Annotated in this window: 15 protein-coding genes and 1 other RNA gene; 2 read left to right on the forward strand and 14 right to left on the reverse strand. The window is 45.2% G+C overall.

The annotated features are described in order from the left end of the window. The 6 genes from FZ941_RS10640 to FZ941_RS10475 form a co-directional block, all read right to left on the reverse strand. The coding region (locus FZ941_RS10640) for a KxYKxGKxW signal peptide domain-containing protein (protein WP_187418422.1) at window positions 1–9553 on the reverse strand (9553 nt) is incomplete at its 3' end. Between the two features lie 388 nt (window positions 9554–9941). After that, window positions 9942–11414: a cell division site-positioning protein MapZ family protein gene (locus tag FZ941_RS10455; protein WP_148887806.1), complete on the reverse strand. Its 1473-nt coding sequence runs from the start codon at window positions 11412–11414 to the stop codon at window positions 9942–9944. A 12-nt stretch (window positions 11415–11426) separates the two neighbouring features. Continuing rightward, the gene (locus FZ941_RS10460) at window positions 11427–12581 is read right to left on the reverse strand and encodes a class I SAM-dependent RNA methyltransferase (RefSeq protein ID WP_148887807.1); all 1155 of its coding nucleotides are present in this window, start codon (window positions 12579–12581) and stop codon (window positions 11427–11429) included. A gap of 197 nt (window positions 12582–12778) precedes the next feature. Further along, window positions 12779–13146, reverse strand: an RNA gene (gene rnpB, locus FZ941_RS10465) — RNase P RNA component class B. Between the two features lie 14 nt (window positions 13147–13160). Beyond that, complete coding sequence (gene gpsB, locus FZ941_RS10470; RefSeq protein ID WP_148887808.1) at window positions 13161–13505, reverse strand: cell division regulator GpsB; 345 nt, start codon at window positions 13503–13505, stop codon at window positions 13161–13163. A gap of 71 nt (window positions 13506–13576) precedes the next feature. Further along, entirely contained in the window at window positions 13577–14104 is a 528-nt protein-coding gene (locus FZ941_RS10475; protein WP_148887809.1) for a DUF1273 domain-containing protein, read from the reverse strand. A gap of 67 nt (window positions 14105–14171) precedes the next feature. Here FZ941_RS10475 and recU point away from each other — a divergent pair, with 67 nt between their 5' ends. Then, complete coding sequence (gene recU / locus FZ941_RS10480) at window positions 14172–14777, forward strand: Holliday junction resolvase RecU (protein ID WP_148887810.1); 606 nt, start codon at window positions 14172–14174, stop codon at window positions 14775–14777. Further along, the gene (pbp1a, locus tag FZ941_RS10485) at window positions 14770–16926 is read left to right on the forward strand and encodes a penicillin-binding protein PBP1A (protein ID WP_148887811.1); all 2157 of its coding nucleotides are present in this window, start codon (window positions 14770–14772) and stop codon (window positions 16924–16926) included. Before recU ends, pbp1a begins: the two co-directional genes overlap by 8 nt. Window positions 16927–17003: 77 nt before the next feature. Here pbp1a and pepC read toward each other — a convergent pair whose 3' ends face one another. The 8 genes from pepC to FZ941_RS10525 form a co-directional block, all read right to left on the reverse strand. Then, window positions 17004–18350 carry an aminopeptidase C gene (gene pepC / locus FZ941_RS10490; RefSeq protein WP_148887812.1) on the reverse strand — a complete coding sequence of 449 codons (1347 nt, stop codon included), beginning with the start codon at window positions 18348–18350 and terminating at the stop codon, window positions 17004–17006. Between the two features lie 133 nt (window positions 18351–18483). Next, window positions 18484–19308, reverse strand: coding sequence for an ammonia-dependent NAD(+) synthetase (gene nadE, locus FZ941_RS10495; RefSeq protein ID WP_148887813.1), 825 nt, complete (start codon window positions 19306–19308; stop codon window positions 18484–18486). Then, complete coding sequence (locus tag FZ941_RS10500; RefSeq protein WP_148887814.1) at window positions 19305–20765, reverse strand: nicotinate phosphoribosyltransferase; 1461 nt, start codon at window positions 20763–20765, stop codon at window positions 19305–19307. Before FZ941_RS10500 ends, nadE begins: the two co-directional genes overlap by 4 nt. A gap of 314 nt (window positions 20766–21079) precedes the next feature. After that, the gene (gene recG, locus FZ941_RS10505) at window positions 21080–23095 is read right to left on the reverse strand and encodes an ATP-dependent DNA helicase RecG (RefSeq protein WP_148887815.1); all 2016 of its coding nucleotides are present in this window, start codon (window positions 23093–23095) and stop codon (window positions 21080–21082) included. Window positions 23096–23126: 31 nt separating this feature from the next. Next, a complete protein-coding gene (gene alr / locus FZ941_RS10510) occupies window positions 23127–24233 on the reverse strand; it encodes an alanine racemase (RefSeq protein WP_148887816.1) in 1107 nt (368 codons plus the stop codon). Continuing rightward, window positions 24223–24585, reverse strand: coding sequence for a holo-ACP synthase (gene acpS / locus FZ941_RS10515; RefSeq protein ID WP_148887824.1), 363 nt, complete (start codon window positions 24583–24585; stop codon window positions 24223–24225). The genes alr and acpS overlap by 11 nt, the downstream gene beginning before the upstream one ends. A 198-nt stretch (window positions 24586–24783) precedes the next feature. Further along, window positions 24784–25821: a 3-deoxy-7-phosphoheptulonate synthase gene (locus FZ941_RS10520; RefSeq protein WP_125388486.1), complete on the reverse strand. Its 1038-nt coding sequence runs from the start codon at window positions 25819–25821 to the stop codon at window positions 24784–24786. Between the two features lies 1 nt (window position 25822). Continuing rightward, the gene (locus FZ941_RS10525) at window positions 25823–26854 is read right to left on the reverse strand and encodes a 3-deoxy-7-phosphoheptulonate synthase (protein ID WP_015604435.1); all 1032 of its coding nucleotides are present in this window, start codon (window positions 26852–26854) and stop codon (window positions 25823–25825) included. Window position 26855: the final 1 nt, after the last annotated feature.

Genomic DNA, 26855 nt, shown 5'->3' on the forward strand with positions numbered 1-26855 from the left:
CTGAAGCACTTGCACTTACTGAGACTGATTGGCTCAGACTTACTGAAACTGAAGTGCTTGCACTTACTGAGACTGATTGACTCAGACTTACTGAAGCTGAGGTGCTCTCACTTGTTGAAACAGATTGGCTAGAGCTTACTGAGGCTGAAGCACTCTCACTTGCTGAAACAGACTGACTTGCGCTTACGGATGCTGAAGCACTTGCACTTACTGAGACAGATTGGCTTGCGCTCACTGACGCAGATGTGCTCGCACTTGTTGAAACAGATTCGCTACTGCTTACGGATGCAGAGGCACTTGCACTTGTTGAAACAGACTGGCTTGTGCTTACGGATGCTGAAGCACTTGCACTTACTGAGACTGATTGGCTTGTGCTCACTGATGCTGAAGCACTTGCACTTGTTGAAACAGACTGGCTTGTGCTCACTGATGCTGAAGCACTTGCACTTGTTGAAACAGACTGGCTTGTGCTTACGGATGCCGAAGTGCTCTCACTTACTGAGACTGATTGGCTTGTGCTCACTGACGCAGATGTGCTTGCACTTGTTGAAACAGATTCGCTACTGCTTACGGATGCAGAGGCACTTGCACTTGCTGAAACAGACTGGCTCGCGCTTACTGATGCTGAAGTGCTTGCACTTACTGAGACAGATTGGCTTGCGCTCACTGACGCAGATGTGCTCGCACTTGCTGAAACAGACTGACTAGAGCTTACTGAAACCGAAGCACTCTCGCTCGCTGAGACTGATTGACTTGCGCTCACTGACGCAGATGTGCTCGCACTTGTTGAAACAGATTCGCTACTGCTTACGGATGCAGAGGCACTTGCACTTGTTGAAACAGACTGGCTTGTGCTTACGGATGCTGAAGCACTTGCACTTACTGAGACTGATTGGCTTGTGCTCACTGATGCTGAAGCACTTGCACTTGTTGAAACAGACTGGCTTGTGCTTACGGATGCCGAAGTGCTCTCACTTACTGAGACTGATTGGCTTGTGCTCACTGACGCAGATGTGCTTGCACTTGTTGAAACAGATTCGCTACTGCTTACGGATGCAGAGGCACTTGCACTTGTTGAAACAGACTGGCTTGTGCTTACGGATGCCGAAGTGCTCTCACTTACTGAGACAGATTGGCTAGAGCTTACTGAAACCGAAGCACTCTCGCTCGCTGAGACTGATTGACTTGCGCTCACTGACGCAGATGTGCTCGCACTTACTGAGACAGATTGGCTAGCACTTACTGAAGTTGAGGCGCTTTCGCTTGCTGAAACAGACTGGCTCGCGCTTACTGATGCAGAGGCACTTGCACTTGTTGAAACAGACTCACTTGCGCTTACGGATGCTGAAGCACTTGCACTTGTTGAAACAGACTGGCTTGTGCTTACTGAAACCGAAGCACTCTCGCTCGCTGAGACAGACTGGCTCAAGCTCATTGACGCTGAAGCACTGGCACTTGCTGAGACTGACTGGCTTGCGCTCATTGAGTTTGAAGCTGAGGCACTTACGCTTGCTGAGACAGACTGGCTCAAGCTCATTGACGCTGAGGCACTCGTGCTGACTGAGACAGACTGGTTGGTGCTCACAGATGCTGAACCACTTTCGCTTGCTGAAACAGACTGACTAGTGCTTACGGATGCTGAAGCACTTTCGCTTACTGAGGCTGATTGACTCTGGCTTACGGATGCTGAAGCACTTTCACTTACTGAAGCAGACTGGCTTGTGCTTACTGAGACAGACTGGCTGGTGCTCATTGACGTTGAAGCAGATTCACTTGCTGAAACGGATTGACTCAAGCTCAACGAAGCTGAGGCACTGGCACTTACTGAGACTGACTGGCTCAAGCTCATTGATGCTGAAGCGCTTGTGCTTGCTGAGACAGACTGGCTCAAGCTCAACGAAGCTGAGGCACTTGTTGAAACAGATTCGCTACTGCTTACTGAAACTGAAGCACTTTCGCTTGTTGAAATAGACTGGCTCTGGCTCACTGAAGCAGAGGTGCTCGCACTTGTTGAAACAGATTGGCTTGTGCTTACTGAAACCGAAGCACTTGCACTTGCTGAAACGGACTCACTTGCGCTTACGGATGCTGAAGTGCTTGCACTTACTGAGACTGATTGACTTGCGCTCACTGATGTTGATGCACTTTCGCTTGCTGAGACTGACTGGCTACCGCTCATTGACGCTGAAGCAGACTCGCTTGTTGAAACTGACTGGCTCAAGCTTACTGATGCTGAAGCACTGGCACTTACTGAGACTGACTGGCTTGCGCTCATTGAGGTTGAAGCTGATTCGCTTGTTGAAACTGACTGACTCAAGCTCATTGACGCTGAAGCACTTGCACTTGCTGAGACTGACTGGCTCAAGCTCAATGACGCGGAGGCACTTGCACTCGCTGAGACAGATTGACTCAAGCTCATTGACGCTGAAGCTGACTCGCTTGTTGAAACTGACTGGCTCAGGCTTACTGATGCTGAAGTACTTGCACTTACTGAGACTGACTGGCTACCACTCAATGACGCTGAAGTACTTGCACTTACTGAGACTGACTGGCTGGTGCTCAATGAGGTTGAAACAGATTCACTTGCTGAAACGGACTGGCTCAAGCTCAACGAAGCTGAGGCACTTACGCTTGCTGAGACAGACTGACTCAAGCTCATTGACGCTGAAGCACTTGCACTTGCTGAAACTGACTGGCTCAGACTTACTGATGCTGAGGCACTTGCACTTGCTGATACAGACTGGCTCAAGCTCAATGACGCGGAGGCACTTGTGCTTAATGAGACAGATTGACTCAAACTCAACGATGCTGAAGCACTGGCACTTGCTGAGACTGACTGACTCAAGCTCATTGACGCTGAAGCACTGGCACTTGCTGATACAGACTGGCTCAGGCTTACTGATGCTGAAGTACTTACGCTTGCTGATACAGACTGGCTCAAGCTCAATGACGCGGAGGCACTTGCACTCGCTGAGACAGATTGACTCAAGCTCATTGACGCTGAAGCACTGGCACTTGCTGATACAGACTGGCTACCGCTCAATGAGGTTGAAACAGATTCACTTGCTGAAACGGACTGGCTCAAGCTCAACGAAGCTGAGGCACTTACGCTTGCTGAGACAGACTGACTCAAGCTCATTGACGCTGAAGCACTGGCACTTGCTGATACAGACTGGCTCAGGCTTACTGATGCTGAAGTACTTACGCTTGCTGATACAGACTGGCTCAAGCTCATTGACGCGGAGGCACTTGCACTCGCTGAGACAGATTGACTCAAGCTCATTGACGCTGAAGCACTGGCACTTGCTGAGACAGACTGGCTACCACTCAATGACGCTGAAGTACTTGCACTTACTGAGACTGACTGGCTACCACTCAATGACGCTGAAGTACTTGCACTTACTGAGACTGACTGGCTGATGCTCAATGAGGTTGAAACAGATTCACTTGCTGAAACGGACTGGCTCAAGCTCAACGAAGCTGAGGCACTTACGCTTGCTGAGACTGACTGGCTCAAGCTCATTGACGCTGAAGCTGACTCGCTTGCTGAGACAGATTGACTCAAGCTCATTGACGCTGAAGCTAACTCGCTTGTTGAGACTGACTGGCTCAGGCTTACTGATGCTGAAGTACTTACGCTTGCTGATACAGACTGGCTCAAGCTCAATGACGCGGAGGCACTTGCACTTACTGAGACTGACTGGCTGGTGCTCAATGACGTTGAGGCACTTGCACTTGTTGAAACTGATTGACTCAAGCTCAACGAAGCTGAGGCACTTGTGCTTACTGAGACAGACTGACTTGTGCTCAAGGACGCTGAAGCAGACTTGCTTGTTGAAACTGACTGGCTCAAGCTCATTGACGCTGAAGCTGACTCACTTGCTGAGACAGACTGGCTCAAGCTCATTGATGCTGAAGCACTGGCACTTACTGAGACAGACTGGTTGGTGCTCAATGACGTTGAAGCTGATTCACTTGTTGAGACAGACTGGCTCAAGCTCATTGACGCTGAAGCTGACTCGCTTGTTGAAACTGACTGGCTCAAGCTCATTGACGCTGAGGCACTTGTGCTTACTGATACAGACTGGCTCAGGCTCAATGATGCTGAAGCTGACTCGCTTGTTGAAACTGATTGACTCAAGCTTACTGATGCTGAAGTGCTTGTGCTTGTTGAAACTGATTGACTCAAGCTTACTGATGCTGAGGCACTTGCGCTTGTTGAAACGGATTGACTCAAGCTTACTGATGCTGAAGCACTTGCACTTACTGAGACTGACTGGCTCAAGCTCATTGACGCTGAAGCAGACTCGCTTGTTGAGACAGACTGGCTGGTGCTCATTGAGGTTGAAGCGCTGGCACTTACTGAGACTGACTGGCTCAGGCTCAATGACGTTGAAGCTGATTCACTTGTTGAGACTGACTGGCTAGTGCTCAATGAAGTTGAGGCACTTGCACTTGCTGAAACAGACTGGCTCAGGCTTACTGATGCTGAAGCTGAGGCACTTGCGCTTAATGAGACAGATTGACTCAAGCTCAGTGACGCTGAGGCACTGTTGCTCACTGAGACAGATTGACTCAAACTCAACGAAGCTAAAGCACTTGCACTTGCTGAGACTGACTGGCTACCGCTCAATGATGCTGAAGCACTTGCACTTACTGAGACTGACTGGCTTGCGCTCATTGACGCTGAAGCAGACTCGCTTGTTGAAACTGACTGGCTCAGGCTTACTGATGCTGAGGCACTTGCGCTTAATGAGACAGATTGACTCAAGCTCAGTGACGCTGAGGCACTGTTGCTCACTGAGACAGATTGACTCAAACTCAACGAAGCTGAAGCACTGGCACTTACTGATACAGACTGACTTGTGCTCAATGACGTTGAAGCTGATTCACTTGTTGAGACTGATTGACTCAAGCTCATTGACGCTGAAGCACTAGCACTTACTGATACAGACTGGCTTGCGCTCATTGACGTTGAAGCTGATTCACTTGTTGAAACTGACTGGCTCAAGCTCAATGATGCTGAAGCACTTGCACTTGTTGAAGCCGATTGACTCAAGCTCATTGACGCTGAAGCACTGGCACTTGCTGAGACTGACTGACTCAAGCTCATTGACGCTGAAGCACTGGCACTTGTTGAGACAGACTGACTCAAGCTCAACGAAGATGAAGCACTTGTTGAAACTGACTGGCTAGTGCTCAATGAAGTTGAGGCACTTGCACTTGCTGATACAGACCGGCTGGTGCTCATTGAGGTTGAAGCTGATTCACTTGTTGAAACTGACTGGCTCAGGCTTACTGATGCTGAAGCACTATTACTTAGTGAAACTGATTGACTACCGCTCAATGAGGCTGAGGCGCTCTTACTTAATGAGACGGATTGACTCAAGCTCAGTGACGCTGAGGCGCTTGTGCTTAATGAGACAGATTGACTCAAACTCAATGAAGCTGAAGCACTTGCACTTACTGAAACTGACTGACTCAAGCTCATTGACGTTGAAGCTGATTCACTTGTTGAGACAGACTGACTCAAGCTCATTGACGTTGAAGCTGATTCACTTGTTGAGACTGACTGACTCAAGCTCATTGACGTTGAAGCTGATTCACTTGTTGAGACTGACTGGCTAGTGCTCAATGAAGTTGAGGCACTTGCACTTGTTGAAACAGACTGGCTCAAGCTCATTGACGCTGAAGCAGACTCGCTTGCTAATACAGACTGGCTTGCGCTCAATGAAGTTGAAGCTGATTCACTTGCTGAAACTGACTGGCTCAGGCTTACTGATGCTGAAGCGCTTGTGCTTGCTGAAACAGATTGGCTAGAGCTTACGGATACAGATGTACTTGCACTTGATGAGACAGACTGGCTTACGCTTACGGATGCTGAAGTACTTGCACTTACTGAGACAGACTGACTTGCACTTACTGATGTTGATGCACTTTCGCTTGCTGAGACTGATTGACTCAAGCTCAATGATGCTGAGGCACTCTTACTTAGTGAAACTGACTGACTCGAGCTCAGTGAAGCCGAAGCGCTCTTGCTCAATGAAACTGACTGGCTCAGACTCAGTGACGCTGAAGCACTATTACTTAATGAGACAGATTGACTACCACTCAACGATGCTGAAGCACTATTACTTAATGAGACGGATTGGCTACCACTCAACGATGCTGAGGCACTCTTACTCAATGAAACTGACTGACTCAAGCTCAACGAAGATGAAGCACTATTGCTCAATGAGACGGATTGACTACCGCTAACCGAGCCAGAAACACTATTGCTCGCTGAAACCGAACGGCTGGCGCTCATCGATGCCGATTGGCTATTGCGCAAGGAAGTAGACAAGCTCTGGCTAGCAGAAACTGAACGGCTCAAGCTCAATGACGCTGAAGCACTCTTACTTAGTGAGATGGATTGGCTCAAGCTCAATGAAGCAGCGCTCTGACTCACTGAGACAGACTGACTACCGCTCACTGAGGCCGAAACACTATTTCTCGCTGAAACCGAGCGGCTGGCGCTCATCGATGCCGATTGGCTATTGCGCAAGGAAGTAGACAAGCTCTGGCTAGCAGAAACTGAGCGGCTGGCGCTCGTTGAAGCCGACGCACTCGCTGATGTACTAGCACTTACTGAGACACTGGTTGACTGTCTTTGACTTAGACTAGTTGAAGTACTGCTACTCTTATACTCACTATCAGAAAGTTTTACAGTGAACGTATCCGTAGTCTTATCTTTATAGATAATGGTAACTGTTCCATTGTTACTAATAGTAAAGGAATCAATACGTTTTTCCTGCTTATTGTTTAGTTTCTCAACAGCCGCCAATATACGAGTTTTTTCTTGAAGTTTTAATTCAGAAACATTCTCTACTTGGAAGGTTTCAGTCGGTGCTACCCCTTCCATAATATCTGTCAGTCTACCTTGCACAATACGGACATTACCTGGCGAAGCATTTCCTGCACTATTTTTATTCCCAGCCTTATCCGTTGCTACTGCATTACGTTGCCAACTATTTCTACCATTTTTATCGTACTCTAGATTATCATTCAAATGAGCTCTTACAGTAATACGGGCTGGACTAGCAGTAGTCGCTGTGATATTCCCCGTTAAATGCTCTACAGTTCCCGTCCCATATTTATTATCTTCAAAGAAATTATTTTTAAGGGCTGAACCATTTGCATCTTCATTTGAAACAATCTTAAATTCTGATAATTGCCCGCTATTATCTGTAGCAGTGAAATTAATTTGAATATCATCTCCTGCGTACACAATATAGTTGCCGTTTACAGGTGTTAGAGTTTGACCGTTACGAGTCACCGTCGCACTTGGAACTGGAATAGCATCCACATTAGCTGGGATAACAGTTGTAGTATTATCACGGTAGGTAATGGTAATATTCCCATTTTCAGCTACCTCAATCGTTCCGGTTACGCCATCTTTCGTAAAATCACTACCAGATAAAAGCGACTGGTTTTTTTCTTTAAATTTTTCAAGTACTTGATTGCGTTCACTTACAGTCAAAGAAGAGGGATTCTTAACAATAACGGTATCCCCACTAACTGGGTTGTGGCGTTCGTTGAAGCCTTTGATATGGAAATTCGTACGTGCTGTCGCAGTCAGGCGATGAATATCTGTTACTGTGTACTCCAGAACATAGGTACCTGGTTTATAGGGTTTCCAAGTACCGTTTTCACGACCCACCATCCCTGTTATGTCAATGGTGTATGACCTTTGGGCACCTGTTTGTCTTCCCGATCTATCATAGGTATATAGATCTCCAAATCCCCTTTTCTTGCTAGCTGGATAGTTCGGTGCATTTAAACCTGTAATAATAGCATTGGATGGGGAAGCCGTGATTTTATCCATCCCTTGATCATCATTCAGCCTTATCTGGAAATTAACTGTTTCATCATTATAAATTGTGATAGTAGATGGCATAGAAATCGTAGGCGGATTAGAGGCTGCACGTGAGTGTGTCCCTCTAGCAATTTCTGTCCCATTTCGTGGATCACGCACACCAGAATTAGCCGTCAACACAGCATTGACAATCGAATTACGCGCTGAAGTAGCTTTTTGCACTACTGTTGTTAAATCACTAGTTGGATCAGCGAGGGCTTTTTCAATTTCTGTTACTGCAGCATTGGCCTTAGCAAGAGCTGAATCCGTATTTGGTAAATCAACCGCTTTTGCTAGATAGTCACCTATTTCAGCTGAAAGATTGGTCAACTTCCTACGGTTTTCTTCTTGTTGTTTAGCAGTGACTTCTGAAGATGCTATTGCAACCGCAGCAGCTTCAATTAAGCTAGTTGTGACAGAAGTTGATTGAACTCCACTAACACTATTCTTACCAGTAATTTCAGTTATTTTTAATTCAGCTGAGTCAATTTCAAGGTTCTTTGCTTCTTTTGAAGTAGAAGGTTGCTGGTCAATTGCTGTCGTCGATGTGCTCTGTTCAACAGACAAACTTGACACTACAGAAACATTCGATCCACTTGTTGATTGACTGACATTAACCCTAATATTTTTATTGACAGCTCTGAATCCTGAGTAGCCCGCACTACGGAAGCCTGACCGACCAGACTCTTTTGGTGAAGTTGCTACGGTCTTATCTACCGTTTGACTCTTCTCAGCTTGCTTAAGCTCGTCCTTGCCTTGGGCCTGGTTCTTATCCGCTAGCACACCAGCGGCTAAGTTGTTGCTGGTTGCTAGAGCTTGGCTATTGCTTAAAGTAGCACTAGCTACACTTTGTCCGGCAACAGATGAGACAAAGCTATCAGCAACATTGACTCTGATATCCAGTGAGACAGAATTAGAAGCTGAGACAGAAGCATCAGCTACTGATGCGCTAGTTAGCACTTTATCCTGTTCTAGAGAAGTTGTAGTGTTAGCACTTTCTAGCTTAGCGGGCCCTTTGCTCTCTGATACTTTTGCAGCAGGCGCAGTACTCGCTGATTTGCTAGTCAAGACTGAATTGCTAGCAGATACAGACTGGCTGATAGAAGTTGAGTTACTAGCGGAAACTGATTGGCTGAGCGATTGACTAACAGACTGGCTAGTCGAGATACTAAGAGAGACTGACTCACTTGTAGAGACAGAATCACTGACTGACTGACTAACTGAAACAGAGGCCAACTCAGGAGCTTGTTCTGCTTTTGCTTTTCGCATTTCCGCTTGCGCTTGAGCAATGATCGAATTTGTACTTGCTTCTGTTGCTTCTTCATTGTCCTTGACTTCAGCTGAGATAACTGCTTTATCAGTATATTCAGATGTTTCATCTGCATAGACAGACTGCTCCTGAGTCACCATTAGCCCCGCTGCCCCAGCGGCTAATATCCCTCCTAGGCCTGCAAGAGTATTGAGGCTCAGATGATCGTGATCAAGCTCTTCAGTATCTGACAAGCTGTTTGAGACAACTTCTCCCATTCCACCGATACGAAAAAGATCGAGTTGAGAATTTGAAGCTTTTACCCAATTTTTCCCAGACTTATAGAGCTTATACCGCTTCTTTTCGTCAATAATCTCGAAATCTTTGTTATATTTCTTACTTCGAAACATCCTTTTCCTTTCCTTTTCCAACATGCCAGTTTTTGTTAATCTCATGACCATTAGCAAAGAAGCTGGCTTATTGCATACCATAGTTTAAAAGTAACAATAGACACTTTTGTACATTTTTATGCTAGGTGTCCTAATGCTCCAAGTAGTATTCTAACAGAAATAAGACAAGAATTCAATCTATTGAAATCTTGTTTTATTGAAAATAAGCTTGATAAATCAAGCTATTTTAAACTATCTATATTAACCTAGAGATTTAAACTATAGATTATTATAGGAATTAACAATAAGTAACTATTTATACAAAAAAGCTAGACGGCTGACCCAAGATACTTGGCTCAGATCCGTCTAACTTTTTTATATATTTTGAATAGATCAGCGAGAAAGATGATTAATAATCCAAATCTTCTGCATACCCAGCTCCATTTCCTACAAAGTAGCCTGTTTTACAGTTCATACTAAATAGGTATGTACCGTCTGGTTTATAGAGATTGTAGTAGCCATTCCCCTTGACAATGTTAACTTTTTCAAGGATAAACTGGTCTCCTGTGATATAGCCACGCTCGCGAGACACCTTGAGGATCGTTTCTAAAACACCTGGATTGAATGTCCAAGCAGGGTTGTTCACATCATCGATAGCTGCTTGATTGTAAGGTACACGGCTAAGGTGGCGCTGGAGGTTAACTCCTGCACTTGGCAGTCCGATACCAGTTTCTGCATTTCTAATGCCACTAGGATCACTAGGCGCAGGATTAACAGCTGGCTGCGTTGATGGTGCGGCTGGCACTGTTGGTGTTGTTGATGGCGCTGACGGTTCCACTGTTGGACTAGGCGCCGGTGCTGGCAACTGTTGACTGCGTCCTTGAGCAATAGCCGCCTTCAAGACCTCATCCAACTTGCCATTACCTGTCGATACATCTGGAAGATTAGCGTTTTCTTTCACTTGGGCATCCGTCTTCAAGACACCATCAACGATAGCACCCGTATTGAATTGCGAATTCACACTTTGGATAGCAGAAATTTGCTTAACAAGATCATCATACTTCTTCTTAGCAGCTGTGTATTCTGAGCTGCCAGTTAAGACATCTAACTTAGCTTTCAGCTTATCCAAATCGCCAAACTTGTCATTTTTGATAGCTGTCTGACTACTATCCGTAAAGAAGCTAGCATAAAGGTCTTCAAATTCTTTAGCAGCCTCTTTCCTAGATTCACTGGAACTTGCAGATTTCTTTTTGCTAGAAGAAACAGTCGAGCTGGAACCAGTTGTCGACTTGTGACTCCCCAACCCTTGATGGAAATACCAAGTCGTTCCAGCGGCAAGTGCTACAAGACCTAAGGCCGAGTATAGGAAGACTTTCTTCTTGTAGAAAGGCTTTGTCTCAGGCTCGTCCTCATCTTCAAACACTGTTGGAACTGGATTTGATACCGGCTTTGTTGCCGGGATGATTGGTGCTTCAGCTGCAACTGTTAGCGCTGGTTGTGCAGCCTTTGTAGTCTCTACGTTTGCCGAGTTTACAGTTTCTGCTTTCACTGGCTGCGCCGAAGGTGATGCCACATTGGCAGTATTTTCCTTCGCCTGAGACTGACTCTTAAGCTGTTTGATAGTTTCTTGTATCAAAGCTTCTTTTTGTTGTGCCAGCTCTTCCATGATTCTCAGCTTTTGGGTTTCAAATTTCCCAGCCTCGATTTCATCTCGGTGTTGCTTGATGTATTTATCAAGGATATTATCTCCTTCAGTCACACCAGCTTCGACTTCCTCGTTTTTCCGAGCAGCCTGACCGACCGTCATTTCTTTCGCATCTTCTAAGTCAAGAACGGTTTCCTTTGATTCTTGCTCTGTTGGCATCTTTTCTTCTTTGCTCACAGCATTTCCTTTCTAATCTAGTTGTCTTTTGACCCTTTGGCCAAAGTATTGATATAAATCAACTTTTAAAGTACCATTGTAAAGTTTTCGCTTTTTATCCGCCTGACTGCCATATTTGGCTTCAAAGGCCTCATCACTGGTCAAGATAAATTTACTCCAGGTCTTCAAAGGAGCAAAAGTTTGTCCCATTTCTTGATAGAGCTTGGTCACCGCATCATCGTCCAACAAACGCTCACCATAAGGCGGATTGGAAATAATGACACCATTGATCTTGTCCGTATGAAGGTCTTGCAGACGCATTTGCTTAAATTGAATCTGGTCAGCAACACCCGCTTCTTCCGCATTTTTCTTGGCAATCTCTACCAAACGGGCATCCAAGTCAGAACCTGAAATATCCAGCTGAATATCTTGGTCAATCTGAGCTAGGGCCTCTGCCCGAAGCCGACGTACCAAGTCCTTATCTACCCAATTCCAGTCTTCAAAAGCAAAGGAACGGTGTAAACCTGGCGCCATCTTCATCCCAATCATAGCCGCTTCGATACAGAAGGTTCCTGATCCACAAGTCGGGTCAATCAAGGGTTTGTCCGGATACCAGTTTGACAAAAGTAAAATCGCAGCTGCCATATTTTCCTTGATTGGTGCTCCGCCCTTCTCAGTCCGATAGCCACGTTTGAACAAGCTAGAACCACTGGTATCAATCATGACCGTTACTAAATCTTTCAAAATGGAAACTTCAATCTTAAACTCTGCTCCATTTTCCTGCAGGGGAACCCCCTCTGGACGAGCATAATGCTTTTGCAGTTTTTTTACAACTGCTTTTTTTGAAATGGCTTGAACGCTGGGCTCGTTATGCAGTTTTGACTTGACACACTTAGCTTTAGAAATGGGAAATTTGGCACCTAAGGGCAGATAATTTTCCCAGTCCAAGGCAAAGACACCTTGAAAAAGCTCTTCAAATGTTTTGGCTGGAAATGTTCCCACAACAATCTTGATCCGATCTGCCGAGCGCAGCCATAGATTGGTTTGAATGATGGTAGCCATGTCTCCACTAAAGCGAACACGGCCATTTTCAACCTGACAATCTAGACCCAAATCCCGAACCTCGCGGCCTACCACAGCTTCCAGACCTGCTGCTGCAGTAGCAATTAAATTAAATCTTTCTTTCATTCTTTCTTACTCTATCAATTTCTGATTGGCTATACTCTAAAAGCTGGCCTCAGCTAGAAAGCAGAATGTTCTTGCTTGGCTCCTCATTTTGAGAAAAAACTTGCTTTCCTCATTTTATCCCTTCAGCTCACTTCTGTCAAAGGGAGTCTATACCTTAATCAAAAAGCTAGCATACGCTAGCTAACCTATGTGCAATTTTCTATAAGCCATGTTTTGTTCCAGAAATGACTAGGTACCATCTCCTTCGATAATCATCTGTCTACTGTTTCCAGTCAGAATGCTATGTTCGTTTCCACGCATTCCGTGCCCCGACCAAAGTTTGGGTTGCTAGCTTGAGGGGTTTACCGCGTTCCACTTCTTCTGTTTCCAGAAGAACTACGTCACTGTGGCACTTTCAGACCTATTCAGACCTATCTAAAGACTTAGCCTTTTCAGTCGCCGTAACGGATTACTCCGTCCCTAGGCTTATTGTTTCGCCTAGCACAAACACTACCAGCATCACAGCCGGTGCTAGCATGGACTTTCCTCATGAAAATATCAAATCTTCACGCGATTATCCAAAAATTGCACTCTGCAACATTATTGCTCCTCGTTGTCCAGAATCTGTTTGCCAAAAACTTCTTTTTCCAAACGGCTTAAGCGTTTCAAAATATCGAAGTTTGTCGCTGTTCCCATCTGTGGCATCTCAATCGTTGGTTGAGCTGGCTGACTAGGCGCGGAAGGAGTAGGAGTTTCTTGATTCGATACTTGTTCCTTCAGAAGGGCAATCTCCTCACGCAACTCCTTTACCAAAGCTGCATAAGTTTCATAATCCTTAATCACATCATCCAAAAACTCATCCACTTCAGCCTTGCTATATCCTCGCACTTCACGCTTAAAGTCTTGATCAAAAATATCTTTTGCTGTATAAATAATACTCGCCATGCTCTCACTCCAATCTAGTTTATCATATCCAATTATATACGAAATCACCTATAAAAAGCAAGATTTATACCCTACTTTTCCGAAAAAATTTCTGCAACCTCATTCAGATCATCAAATGTTAATTTTTTGATAAAATACTGTTCTTGATTCTTCATCTCCCTGTAAAGATACTTAAGATTGGTCTCATTTTCCTCATCGTAAAACAGGTAAGCTCCATCTGTATTCTGAATCAAAAATTGGTTGTACTCGCGAAATTGACTCGGATTTTGATAGCTAGGATAAGCATATTTGACAAAATCTACTTGTTTAAAATCCGCTAGTTTAGCCTGATTTCCTTCGTTCCAATTTTTTCCCTGATCCTCAAAAAGAAAAATCGTAGCAATCTTGAAATTATAGTCTTCTCTCAATTCCTGAGCAACTTCCAAAACCCAAGCTTCAAAACCTAGATTTCCCGTAAAGATGAGCCACTCCAATCCTTCATCCAGCAGGCGCTGTAAATCCCGTCTGACTGCTTCTTTGATGATCTTGATGCGTATGTCTTTTTCATTCATAATGCCAAGTTCAAAAGCCTTATAACCTACAATTAATAGACTTGTCATTTATTCTCCCTCAAAAAATATTTTTATGATATAATAGAGTGATGTTATTGTACCAATAAGGAGTTTTATGGTCAACTACCCTCACAAGCTAAAAATAAAAAGTAAATTAGCTCATCCAAGTTCAAAGACGGCTGTTAACTTTGCCAATCGTGGGATGTCTTTTGAGAAGATGATCAACGAATCCAACAACTACTATTTGAGTAGGGGGCTCGCTGTCATTCATAAGAAACCGACACCCATTCAGATTGTCAAAGTGGACTATCCCCAACGCAGTCGTGCAAAGATTGTGGAGGCCTATTTCCGACAGGCATCCACGACTGATTATTCTGGTGTCTTTAAGGGACATTATATTGATTTTGAAGCCAAGGAAACACGGCAAAAAACAGCCATGCCTCTGAAGAATTTCCATCTACACCAGATTGAACATATGGAGGCTGTCCTTCAGCAAAAAGGAATCTGCTTTGTCTTACTGCACTTCTCTAGCTTGCGGGAGACTTATCTACTTCCGGCATCTTATCTCATTACATTTTATAAGATGGATAAAGGTGGAAAATCCCTTCCTTTGTCTTACATTAAAGAACATGGATTTTTAATCGAAACAAAGCAATTTCCAAGCATCCCTTACCTTGAAATTATCGAACAAAAACTACTAGGTGGTATCACAAATGAATAAACAAACCCTTTTGCAGGCCTTAAAATATCTTGCAACTGCCCTCTTATCTCTCTTTATCATTGGAGTTGTGGCTGGCGTTCTTGTCTTCACATACTATGCCTCCAAGTCTCCTACCCTCTCTGAGAAGGACCTTGTCGCAACAACTTCAAGTAAGATTTACGATAGCGATAACAATCTGATTGCGGACCTCGGTTCTGAAAAGCGGGTCAATGCGTCAACAGACCAGATCCCTACACAGCTAGTAGATGCTATCGTTGCGATTGAGGACCACCGCTTCTTTAATCACCGTGGGGTTGATTTCATTCGGATAGGAGGAGCCTTCCTAAGCAATCTGAAAGGAGGCGGACGTCAAGGGGGATCTACCTTAACCCAGCAGTTGATCAAGTTGACTTATTTCTCCACTTCCTCAGCGGATGCTACCCTTTCTCGGAAAATCCAAGAAGCATGGCTGGCAACTCAACTTGAGCGAAAGGCTACCAAGCAAGAAATCCTGACATACTATGTCAATAAAGTCTATATGTCCAATGGAAATTACGGGATGCAAACAGCTTCCCAAAGTTACTATGGCAAAGATTTGAAAGATTTGACCCTTCCTCAGATTGCCCTGCTTGCAGGAATGCCTCAGGCTCCTAACCAATACGACCCTTACACAAATCCAGAAGCAGCCACTCAGCGTCGGAATCTCGTATTATCTGAAATGTATGAACTCAAGTACATCTCACCAGAACAATACGAACAAGCTATCAATACACCAGTGACCGACGGCTTACAGAGCTTGAAAAATTCAGCTAGCTATCCTGCCTATATGGATAACTACTTAAAAGAAGTTATTGAGCAAGTCGAAGAAGAAACTGGCTACAATGTCCTTACGACTGGTATGGAAGTTTATACCAACGTTAATACCGAAGCACAGAAAAAATTGTGGGATATTTACAACACGGAAGAATATGTTGCTTATCCAGATGATGAACTGCAAGTGGCGTCAACCGTTATGGATGTTACCAACGGGAAAGTTATTGCCCAACTGGGTGCTCGCCATCAGTCTTCCAACGTTTCTTTTGGTACCAACCAAGCAGTCGAAACAAATCGCGACTGGGGTTCTACCATGAAACCAATTACTGATTATGCCCCAGCCTTGGAATACAATGTTTTCACTTCCACCGCTGCCTCAATCCAGGATGCTCCTTACTATTTCCCTGGAACATCTACTCCTGTCTATAACTGGGATAAACGCTATTATGGCTGGATTACTATCCAATACGCCATCCAAGAATCCCGTAACGTACCAGCCGTCAAATCGCTGGAAGCAGTCGGATTAGATAATTCATTGAAGTTCCTCAATGGCCTTGGTATTAATTATCCTGAAATGCATTATTCTAATGCGATTTCAAGTAATACAAGCGAATCTGGCAACCAATACGGAGCAAGTAGCGAAAAAATGGCTGCTGCCTACGCTGCCTTTGCTAATGGCGGTACATATTACAAACCGCAATACGTCAACCGAGTTGTCTTTAGCGACGGTACAGAAAAAGTCTTTTCAAATGGTGGTTCAAAAGCCATGAAGGAAACGACAGCATACATGATGACAGACATGATGAAGACCGTTCTTCAGTCCGGAACTGGTACCAATGCTGCAATTCCAGGAGTCTATCAAGCAGGTAAAACCGGTACTTCCAACTATGCAGATGATGAGCTAGAGAAGTTGACAAAACCTTACTACAGTTCTAGCATTGTCACACCAGACGAGCTATTTGTTGGCTACACTCCACAATACTCTATGGCTGTTTGGACCGGCTATTCAAACCGCCTCACTCCTGTTTTAGATGATGGAGTTAAGGTGGCAACCGATGTTTACCGCTCTATGATGCACTATTTGACAGGTTACAGCAATGAAGACTGGACACCACCTAGCGGACTTTTCCGTAGCGGATCCTATCTCTATCTCAATGGTACTTCTACTTACAGTCGCGCTTATACCCAATCATCTTCAAGCTCCACTTCTGAGTCAAGCTCAGAATCTTCAAGTCAAAGTACGAGTGAATCTAGCGAAGAACATAGTAGTACCAACTCTAGTTCCCAAACAAGTTCAACAAGTTCTGGAACAACCAGCAGCTCAACTAGTTCTAACCAAGGAGCTGAACATCGATAAACCAAAAAAGATTGGATTTTAAAATCCAATCTTTTTAGTTTAAATAAATCAATAGCGTTCTGCAATTGCTCACCCTATCAAATCATTTCGCTATTAGCAAGAGCTCCCATTGGATCCCACGGTGCTAGGACAATTGGCTCTGCATTGTAGGCTGCCAACTCTTCTGGAGTCAAGAATTCTTTTCTGACTACGATTTGGTAAGTATACTCATCCATCCAAGCGTCGCTGGCGACAAAGTAACCCTTATCTCCAACCTTTTCACCCCAAGAATTTTCTACCTTCCATTTTTTAGCTTGACCCTTTTCATCCAGATCCACTCCAGCCAGTACCATGGCATGAGTCATGAGGCTTTCGCTGTAATCAAGACGACCTGCTTTGTCTTGGGTCAATTGGATATCCATGCTAGAGGTTAAATCATGCATACCTGCTTCCATGATACCAGCCTTGCGATTGCTGGATTGACCCACATCAGAGCCAAACCAAACGGTCTCACCAGCCTGCATCTGTGCAATAGCCAATTCCTTGAGACGTTTCATTTCTACATTCAAATAGCGAACAGGTTTACTGCCGACTACATTGCCCAACATTTCGACCGTGTAAGACTTGCCATAAGGTTTATCAGCTGTTGGCGCATTGATAATAGACACATAGTCATCTAGCTTGAGGTCTACATATTTTTGATAAAAGACCTGCGGAGTCAAATCAGCTTCCCTATGGTAGTTGCCGTCCTTGTCCCGATAATCAAAGTCAAGCTTCCGAGGCGGCAAGCCCAGCGACATCGCTAGGAAGTTGAAAATTTCCTGCAACAACTCCTCTTTCTTGGCCTGTAGATCAGCTTCATCTGCACCATTCTGAGCCAGCTCGCGTAAGATTTGCGCATCCTGACGCAAGAGTTTATTGAGCAACTGATTGAGCTCACGGCTATTGCTAGAAGAAATGGACTCTGGGTAGACTGACTTAGGCACGACGCCGTACTTCTCAAAAAGCGCCACGACCATATCCCACTGACCGCCGTCCTGCTGAGGCGTATCTAAGAGGAACTTGACCTTGCGGCTAGTCAATTCTTGGTCAGCCGTTGCCAAAACCTGCTCCAAAAACCAGTTAGATTTTTCATACTTATCCCAAAAGAAGGTATGAGCCTGAGACAGCTCAAAATCCTCCAGCTGGAAGCCCGCAATCATCTTGTGACGGAAAGTATTGAGAGCTGCAAACATCCAGCAGCGGCCGGAAGCCTTCTGGTCACTGACCTTGTCTTTGGTGAGATCCAGTGAGAAAACAGGTGCATTTTCTACAGCAGCAGTCCGTTTTTCCAAAGAAGTCAAGAGCCCATTATGGCTAATAGCATTTTCCATCGCTGCATACTTGGGATTGGCCTCGTAAGCAGCATACAACTTATCTGTAAAATCTTGTTTTAATGAATTCATAAAATCCTCCTTGTCATTATACCTCTATTATAGAACTTTAAAAAAAGAGCGCAAGTAAAAAAGTTAGGCAAGCCTAACTTTTTCAGGATTATCTCACGTCCTAGCTAGAACTGAGAATATTTACTGGAATTTCTCACTTCCAAAATTCATCAAAAATCGTAATCGGCAAATGCCGTTTGTGCTGGCCCTTATGCCACCAAGACTCGATCGTCTCTTGAGCTTGAGCCGAAACGGACTTGCCTTCGAGATAGTCGTCAATTTCATTATAGGTCACACCCAGAGCGACTTCATCAGCAATTCCAGGTTTTTCTTCTTCCAAGTCAGCCGTAGGAACCTTCTCATAGAGAGCCGGATCCGCTCCTAAAGCGGCCAAAAGCTGCTTACCTTGTCGTTTATTGAGGCGGTAAAGTGGTAAGATATCTGCTCCACCATCCCCAAACTTGGTGAAAAAGGCCGTAACATTTTCTGCTGCGTGGTCGGTCCCAATGACAGCTCCGCTATATGAACCAGCCAAAGCATACTGGGCAATCATACGGCTACGCGCTTTGATATTGCCCTTGTTAAAATCAGAGACTTTGGCACCTGTCGCCTCCACTGCAGCTGTCATGGCGTCAGCGGATTCCTTGATATTAACCGTCAGACTGACATCAGGCTGGATGAAAGCCAGAGCCTTTTGCGCATCATCTTCATCCGCTTGAACGCCGTAAGGCAGGCGGACAGCTATAAAACGATAGCTCTCATCTCCTGTCTCTGCCCTCATTTCTTCCACGGCTATCTGGGCCAAGCGACCAGCCAAAGTCGAGTCTTGACCACCAGAAATGCCCAGAACATAGCTTTTCAAAAAAGGATGTTTTCTCAGATAGGCCTTGAGAAAGTCCACCGTCTTGCGGATTTCTTCCTCTGGGTCAATGACGGGCTTGACGCCCAGTTGGCGGATGATTTCTTCTTGTAGGCTCATTTTTCTGCTCCTGTCTGGTAGGCTTTCTTGCGCATCTGGTCAATCAAGTCCATCTTATCCTGCCAAATATCACGCGCCAAATCGACCGGATAATCTTGTGGATTGAGAACCCGTTTATATTCGTCCCAGAGTTTGTCAAATTCTCGGCGGGCATAATCCTGAATCTCAGACAGAGTCGGCAACTCGTAAACGAGCTGGCCTTCTTTATAAATATCTACCAAGAGTGGCACCGCATCAAAGTTCTTAACCGTTTTATTGATGTAAGTATAAGTCGGATGGAACATCTCCAGCTCTGCCAGATGGGTGACATCTACACCATCATAAGTGATGTAGTCGCCCTCAGACTTGCCTTTTTCACGGCTGGTAATCCGCCAAACCTGCTTCTTGCCCGGAGTCGAAACCTTTTCAGCATTGTTGGAGAGCTTGATGGTATTGCGCAAGTGCCCATTCTCATCTTCAATTGCTACAATCTTGTAAACCGCACCCAGAGCTGGCTGATCGTAGGCGGTAATCAATTTAGTTCCTACGCCCCAGACATCAATCTTGGCCTTTTGCATTTTCAAGTTGAGGATGGTATTCTCATCCAAATCATTGGAAGCATATATTTTGGCATTTGGGAAGCCCGCTTCATCTAACTGCTGGCGAACTTTTTTGGAAATATAGGCTAGGTCTCCAGAATCAATCCGTACACCCAAGAAATTGATTTTATCACCCAATTCACGCGCTACACGGATGGCCGTAGGAACCCCGATCCGAAGGGTATCGTAGGTGTCTACCAAGAACACACAGTCCCGATGAGTGCTCGCATAAGCCTTAAAAGCCTCGTAATCATTGCCATAAACCTGCACAAGTGCATGGGCATGCGTCCCCAGAACAGGAATATCAAAGAGCTTGCCAGCCCGAACATTGCTGGTACCGTTGGCCCCACCTATAACAGCTGCCCGCGTACCCCAAATCGCCGCATCCATCTCCTGAGCACGACGGGTACCAAACTCCATCAACGGCTCATCTTCGATCACAGAGCGGATACGAGCCGCCTTGGTCGCAATCAAGGTTTGGAAATTCACGATATTTAAAATCGCTGTTTCCACCAACTGACATTGTGCCAGCGGCCCTTCGACCTGAACAATCGGTTCATTGGCAAAAACCAAATCTCCTTCTTTAGCAGAACGCACGGTCAGCTGCATCTTGAAATCACGTAAATACTCTAAGAAAGCTCCGTTATAGCCCAAGGACGCCAAATAGTCCAAATCTGTCTGACTGAATGTCAAATCATTTAGATAAGCCACAATCCTCTCTAAGCCCGCAAAAACGGCATAGCCATTATTAAAAGGATTCTTGCGGAAATAGACTTCAAAAACAGCACGCTTATTATGGATACCTTCGTTGAAATAAACCTGCATCATATTGATTTGATATAAGTCTGTATGTAAAGTCAAACTGTCATCTAGAAACATAATTGAGCTCCTTTTATCATAGTTATTCTATATTATAACATAAATTGTAAGAAAGCCTTGATTCAATAGCAAAATACCTCTAGAATTTCTTCCAGAGGTATCTTCTTTTATCTTTCACTTGGAAATATTAGATTCCATAAGTCTTGTTCACGCGGCGCATCTGTTTGAATTCTTTTTTATAGGTTACTTTAACTGCTACTTTCATTTTTGCCACCTCGTTTCTTTTGATGCTTTTATTATAGACTTCAAAGCTTAAGGAAGGCTTAGAATTTTCTTGCAGAAAGCTTAAACAAATAAATCAAAACTTTATCTCGCTAATCCAGATAATCGCGTTTTTCTAGATGCAGGGATACCAGGTGCCAATTGGCATCCTGCCGCCAGCTAGGATTGGCAACGATTTGGCTGGCTACCTTGCGCGCTTCTTCCAAAATCGGATAATCCTCTACGATGTCCGCTACCTGAAACTCTGGAATACCAGACTGACGGGTCCCAAAAATTTCACCAGAACCACGCATCTTGAGGTCTTCCTCAGCGAGGACAAAGCCATCTGTTGTCTCGGTCATGATTTTCATGCGCTTCTTCCCAGACTCCGTCTTGGGATTGGCAACTAGCACGGCATAAGACTGCTTATTTCCCCGACCAACTCGTCCACGCAGCTGATGAAGCTGGCTGAGACCGAAGCGGTCAGCATCCATGATAACCATGATGGTCGCATTCGGAACATTGACGCCGACTTCAATGACTGTAGTCGACACTAGAATATCCGTTTTCCCATCCTTGAAGTCCTGCATAATAGCTTCTTTTTCGTCATTTTTCATGCGGCCGTGAAGGAGAGCCACCTGAGCCTGATTGGCAAAGTAGGCCTTGAGCTCTTCCTCTAGAGCAATCCCATTTTTCAAGTCCAAGGCCTCTGATTCCTCAATCAAGGGAGAAATAAAGTAGACTTGGGCGCCCTTGGCCAGCTCTTTTTTCATCCAGTCCAAAACTACTTCCAACTGCTCGTGCTTGACCCAGCGAGTGATAATAGGCTTGCGGCCAGCTGGCATCTGGTCGATGATAGAGACATCCATATCGCCAAAAGCGGTAATGGCCAAAGTCCGAGGAATAGGCGTGGCAGTCATCATGAGGACGTCTGGATTATTCCCCTTTTCCCGCAAAATCCGACGCTGGTCCACCCCAAAACGATGCTGCTCATCAATAATGACCAAGCCCAGTTGATGATAGACCACCCCTTCCTGAATCAAGGCATGGGTGCCGACCACCATATCTACTTGCCCCGACTCTATGGCAGCTAAAGTCTCTCTGCGTTCAGCGGCTTTCATACCACCAGTTAGGAGGGCCAAATTCAGCTCAGGAAAGAGCTGAGCCAGGCTATCCAAATGCTGCTCAGCCAAAATTTCTGTTGGAACCATCAAAGCCGACTGATAACCCGCTGTATGAGCGGCATACATGGCCAAGCCAGCCACCACGGTCTTCCCACTCCCCACATCTCCCTGTAGGAGACGGTTCATATGGACAGGCGATTGCAAATCACTGAGAATTTCTTCCAGACTCCACTCTTGAGCTTCCGTCAGAGAAAATGGTAATGCAGCCTTCTTTTGAGCCAGCATTTTTTCCTGCCAAGGGATAGCCAGGCCCTGGCTGACATCCTTGGTCTCATGCTTCAGAACCTGCAGCTGCATCTGAAAGTAAAAAAGTTCTTCAAACTTGACTCGACGCAGGGCTTGCTTATATTCTGCCAAATCCTTAGGAAAGTGCATGGCACGCACAGCTTGAGTGCGCCCCAAAAGCTGGTAGCGCTCCAGAAGGATAGGAGGAAGATTCTCCTCCAATAACTGATCCAGACCCTGGTCAAAGGCCAGCTTAATCAGCTTGATTAGACTGGCCTGACTAATTCCTTGGGCAACGCGATAAACAGGCTGCAAGTCGTCTTCGACCTGAGCTAGAACCTTCATCCCCGTCAGACTAGCCTTAGCCTTATCCCATTTACCAAAAATAGCCACCGTAGCTCCCAGCTCAATCTTATCTGCCAGATAAGGCTGGTTGAAAAAATTGACTGCAATCGCGACTTCTCCCTGCTTGATTGTGAAACGCAGGCGATTGCGCTTGTAGCCATAGTACTGGACATTAGCTGGAGTCGCGACAATCCCAGAAATAACTGCCTTTTCTCCATCTTCCAAGTCGAGGACATTCTTGCTCTTAAAATCCTCATAGCGAAAGGGAAAATAGAGCAGGAGATCCTGCAGGCTCTCAAGGCCTAGTTTTTTAAATTTTTCAGCCGATTTTGGTCCCACTCCTGGCAGGGCCGTCAAAGCCTGATGCAGATTCATCCTGTCTCCTTTCCTTCTTCTTAATTGTCTTTTACTTTTTATACTCTCTCGGTACTCTGTCGCTGATTAAGCAGACTACTTCATAGTTAATCGTGCCACGTTTGTCCGCTACATCCGTTGCTGTGATAAGCTCGTCGCCGCTCTTACCAATCAAGACCACCTGCGTTCCCAAAGGGTAGACTTGAGGCAAACGTACCGTGATTTGATCCATGGAAACCCGACCGACAATTGGACAGCGCTGACCATCGATCAAGACATCAAAGCCTTGCATATCCCGTGTCCAGCCATCAGCATAACCCAGAGGAATGGTTCCAATGATTTGCTGGCTATCACTGGTATAGGTTGCCCCATAGCCGACATGGGCGCCCGTTTGAATTTCTTTGACGTGAACCAAGGCAGATTCTAAACTCAAAGCTGGTTTGACCTCATAAGGCAAGTCCAGCACTCGTCCGCTAGGATTCAGCCCGTAAATAATATCTCCCAGCCGAACAGCATTCATAATCGTGTCGCTGTGCCAAAGAGTTGTAGCCGAGTTACTGGCATGAACAACCGGCGGCAAGAAAGCCAACTCGCTCAAAATCTCTTTAAAGCGACTTAATTGGCCTACAAAATGACTTGTATCTAATTCGTCGGCTGTTGCAAAATGAGTGAAAATCCCTTCCACCACAGCTCCTGCTGCTTGCAGGCGGCTAATTGCTTGCTGGGCTTCTTGACTATCACGGAAGCCAATGCGTCCCATGCCTGAATCAATCTTGATATGAACAGTCAAGCCGGTCAGATTAGGTTGCTGGCTCAAGAGTTCCTCCAGCCAGGCTAGACTGGCCACCGTCAAGGTAATCTGCTGCTGGATCGCTAAAGGCACAGCCTCTAGTGAAGAAACACCCAAAATAAGAATTGGTTTAGCAATGCCAGCTTCTCGTAGTTCTAGGGCTTCGTCAATATTAGACACACAAAAACCATCTACAAGGGGCTGAATATGCTGAGAGACAGGAATCGCACCATGTCCATAAGCATTGGCCTTGACTACTGCCCACTTCTGGACCGACTGGGGAATATGAGCCGCAATTTGCTCAATATTAAATGCAATAGCAGACAGGTCTATGACTGCTTTAGTAGGTCTATGTAGACTAGCTTTCATCGTCTTCCTCCAAAATTACACTGGCGGTCACCAGATTTCCAGCATGACTGATTGATAGCCATACCGAACCAGCAAAGGGAGACTTACTAAAATAAGGTGCCCCCTTATCATCATTTAAAATTTCCAAATCCTGAAAAGTCACAGGGCCAATCCCGGTCCCCCAAGCCTTGGCAAAGGCTTCCTTGGCTGACCAACGACCTGCCAAATATTCCAGCTTGCGCTTGCCCTTAAAGGAGCCAAACCGAGCCAACTCCTGAGCCGTCAAGATTTTCTCAGCAAAGCGCTCATTCTTCTCGTAGGCCCGACCAATGCTGGAAATCTCTTCTATATCTATTCCGTGTCCTCTTATCATACTTCTATTGAGAATACGTGGCAAGCCCCTTCTCCCAAGGAGATTGAAAGAAAATCTAATTTCGACAAGGTAAACCGATGAGAATGACACTGAAATGCATCAAAGAGGTTTAACATCATCAAAATTAGATTTTCATAGAGTATGAGCTTGCCTATATTCGTTAGCAGACTCCTATCAAAGCCTCCTAATCCTTTCTATTTAAGCTTCTTTTTCTAAGGTTTCATAGATTTCCTGAACAAGTTCTTCTGTCTTATCCCAGCCCAAGCAAGGATCGGTAATAGACTTACCAAAGACTTCTGGCTCATTCTGGCGGCCATCCTCCAAATAGGATTCAATCATGAATCCACGCACAGCCTTCTTGATTTGCTCATTCCAAGCACAGTTGATCAGAGTCTGACGGATAATCCGGATCTGCTCCAAATACTGCTTTCCAGAATTGTCATGATTGGTATCAATCAGGATAAAAGGATTGGACAGTTTCATTTCTTCATAGCGTTTGATCACATCTAGAAGATTTTCGTAATAGAAGTTAGGCTTGTTCTTACCGTACTCATCTAAAGCACCTCGCAAAATCACATGCGCCAAAGGATTACCTAGAGTTTCCACTTCTTGACCATGATAAAGGAAGATTTGCTTATTTTGAGCGGCGTAAACGGCATTAAACATGACTCCAAGATTGCCAGATGTTGGATTTTTCATACCGACCGGCGCATCAATACCAGAAGCTACAAAGCGATGTTCTTGGTCTTCGACCGAACGAGCACCTACGGCATGGTAACTGACCAAATCATCTACCAGCACTAGATTGGAAGGATAGAGCATTTCATCAGCTGTGGTCAAGCCTGTTTCAGTAATAACTCGGTAATGCAACTGGCGCACTGCCTTTAGCCCATTGATCAAGCTTGGACTTTTTGAAGTATCTGGCTGGTGAACGAGCCCTTTATAGCCGTCACCATTAGTCCGAGGCTTGGCAGTATAGACCCGCATGACGATAAAAATCTTATCCGCCACCTTCTGCTGCAGGTCAGCCAAGCGGCGAGCGTACTCCAGCACCGCCTCTTCATTGTCAGATGAGCAGGGACCGATAACCAAGAGCAAGCGTTGATCCTCTCCCTTGATGATGGCAGCCAATTCCTGATCGCGCTGATTTTTCTTTTGTAAAGCTTGGTCTGACAAAATCGTTGCAGACTTGATCTGCTCGATATCAATTTCCTGACCTTTTTCTATAAATGCCATATTATTTACCTAGTGTATCGTATATCTCATGGACGAGTTCGACCGTCTTATCCCAGCCTAGGCATGGATCTGTGATAGACTTGCCAAAGACTTCTGGTTCATTTTGTCGGCCATCTTCCAAGTAAGACTCAATCATAAAGCCACGAACAACCTTCTTGATTTTATCATTCCAGTCGCGGTTGATCAAAGTCTGACGAACAATACGGACTTGCTCCAAATACTGCTTGCCAGAGTTGTCATGGTTAGTATCAATGATGATAAATGGATTTTCCAGCCCCATTGCTTCATACTGGGCGATTGTGTCCAGCAGATTATCATAATAGTAGTTCGGAATGTTCTTCCCATATTCATTGATGGCACCGCGCAGAATCGCATGAGCCAAAGGATTTCCACTCGTCTCTACTTCTCGATTTGCAAATAGAAAGCTCTGTTTGTTTTGAGCCGCATAAATGCCATTAAACATGACATTCAGATTGCCAGATGTTGGATTTTTCAAACCAGTCGGGAAATCCGCTCCACTGGCTACAAAGCGGTGCTGCTGATCTTCAACAGAACGAGCACCGATTGCCATATAGGAAATCAAATCATCTACTAAAGGGAGATTTTCTGGGTAAAGCATCTCGTCAGCCGTCGTCATTCCAGTTTCTGAAATCACGCGGTAATGCAGGTTGCGCACCGCTTTAATTCCGTTGATTAGACTAGGTGCCGCTGTCGCATTAGGCTGGTGAATCAAGCCCTTGTAGCCATCACCATTGGTCCGTGGCTTGGCAGTGTAGACCCGCATGACCATAAAGATCCGATCTTTGACTTCTTCCTGAAGAGCTGCCAAACGCTTGGCGTATTCTAAGACAGCTTCTTCATTGTCTGAGGAGCAAGGACCGATGACCAAAAGGATACGATCATCCTCACCGCGGATAATAGCTTCTAGTTGGCGATCCCGCTCTTGCTTACGAGCTAGAATAGAACCTTCTAACTTAGCAAGCTGACGCACTTCTGCTACATTGATTGGTTGACTAGTTGCTTTAAAGGTCATC

Origin of the sequence: Streptococcus sp. Marseille-P6264, assembly GCF_902460355.1 — a bacterium.
Classification (GTDB): Bacteria; Bacillota; Bacilli; order Lactobacillales; family Streptococcaceae; genus Streptococcus.

Excerpts from the sequence above, each read along its gene's own strand:
- FZ941_RS10460 (WP_148887807.1), bottom strand. The coding sequence starts at position 12,581 with ATGAAAGAAAGATTTAATTTAATTGCTACTGCAGCAGCAGGTCTGGAA.
- gpsB (WP_148887808.1), bottom strand. The coding sequence starts at position 13,505 with ATGGCGAGTATTATTTATACAGCAAAAGATATTTTTGATCAAGACTTT.
- FZ941_RS10475 (WP_148887809.1), bottom strand. The coding sequence starts at position 14,104 with ATGACAAGTCTATTAATTGTAGGTTATAAGGCTTTTGAACTTGGCATT.
- recU (WP_148887810.1), top strand. The coding sequence starts at position 14,172 with ATGGTCAACTACCCTCACAAGCTAAAAATAAAAAGTAAATTAGCTCAT.
- pbp1a (WP_148887811.1), top strand. The coding sequence starts at position 14,770 with ATGAATAAACAAACCCTTTTGCAGGCCTTAAAATATCTTGCAACTGCC.
- pepC (WP_148887812.1), bottom strand. The coding sequence starts at position 18,350 with ATGAATTCATTAAAACAAGATTTTACAGATAAGTTGTATGCTGCTTAC.
- nadE (WP_148887813.1), bottom strand. The coding sequence starts at position 19,308 with ATGAGCCTACAAGAAGAAATCATCCGCCAACTGGGCGTCAAGCCCGTC.
- FZ941_RS10500 (WP_148887814.1), bottom strand. The coding sequence starts at position 20,765 with ATGTTTCTAGATGACAGTTTGACTTTACATACAGACTTATATCAAATC.
- recG (WP_148887815.1), bottom strand. The coding sequence starts at position 23,095 with ATGAATCTGCATCAGGCTTTGACGGCCCTGCCAGGAGTGGGACCAAAA.
- alr (WP_148887816.1), bottom strand. The coding sequence starts at position 24,233 with ATGAAAGCTAGTCTACATAGACCTACTAAAGCAGTCATAGACCTGTCT.
- acpS (WP_148887824.1), bottom strand. The coding sequence starts at position 24,585 with ATGATAAGAGGACACGGAATAGATATAGAAGAGATTTCCAGCATTGGT.
- FZ941_RS10520 (WP_125388486.1), bottom strand. The coding sequence starts at position 25,821 with ATGGCATTTATAGAAAAAGGTCAGGAAATTGATATCGAGCAGATCAAG.
- FZ941_RS10525 (WP_015604435.1), bottom strand. The coding sequence starts at position 26,854 with ATGACCTTTAAAGCAACTAGTCAACCAATCAATGTAGCAGAAGTGCGT.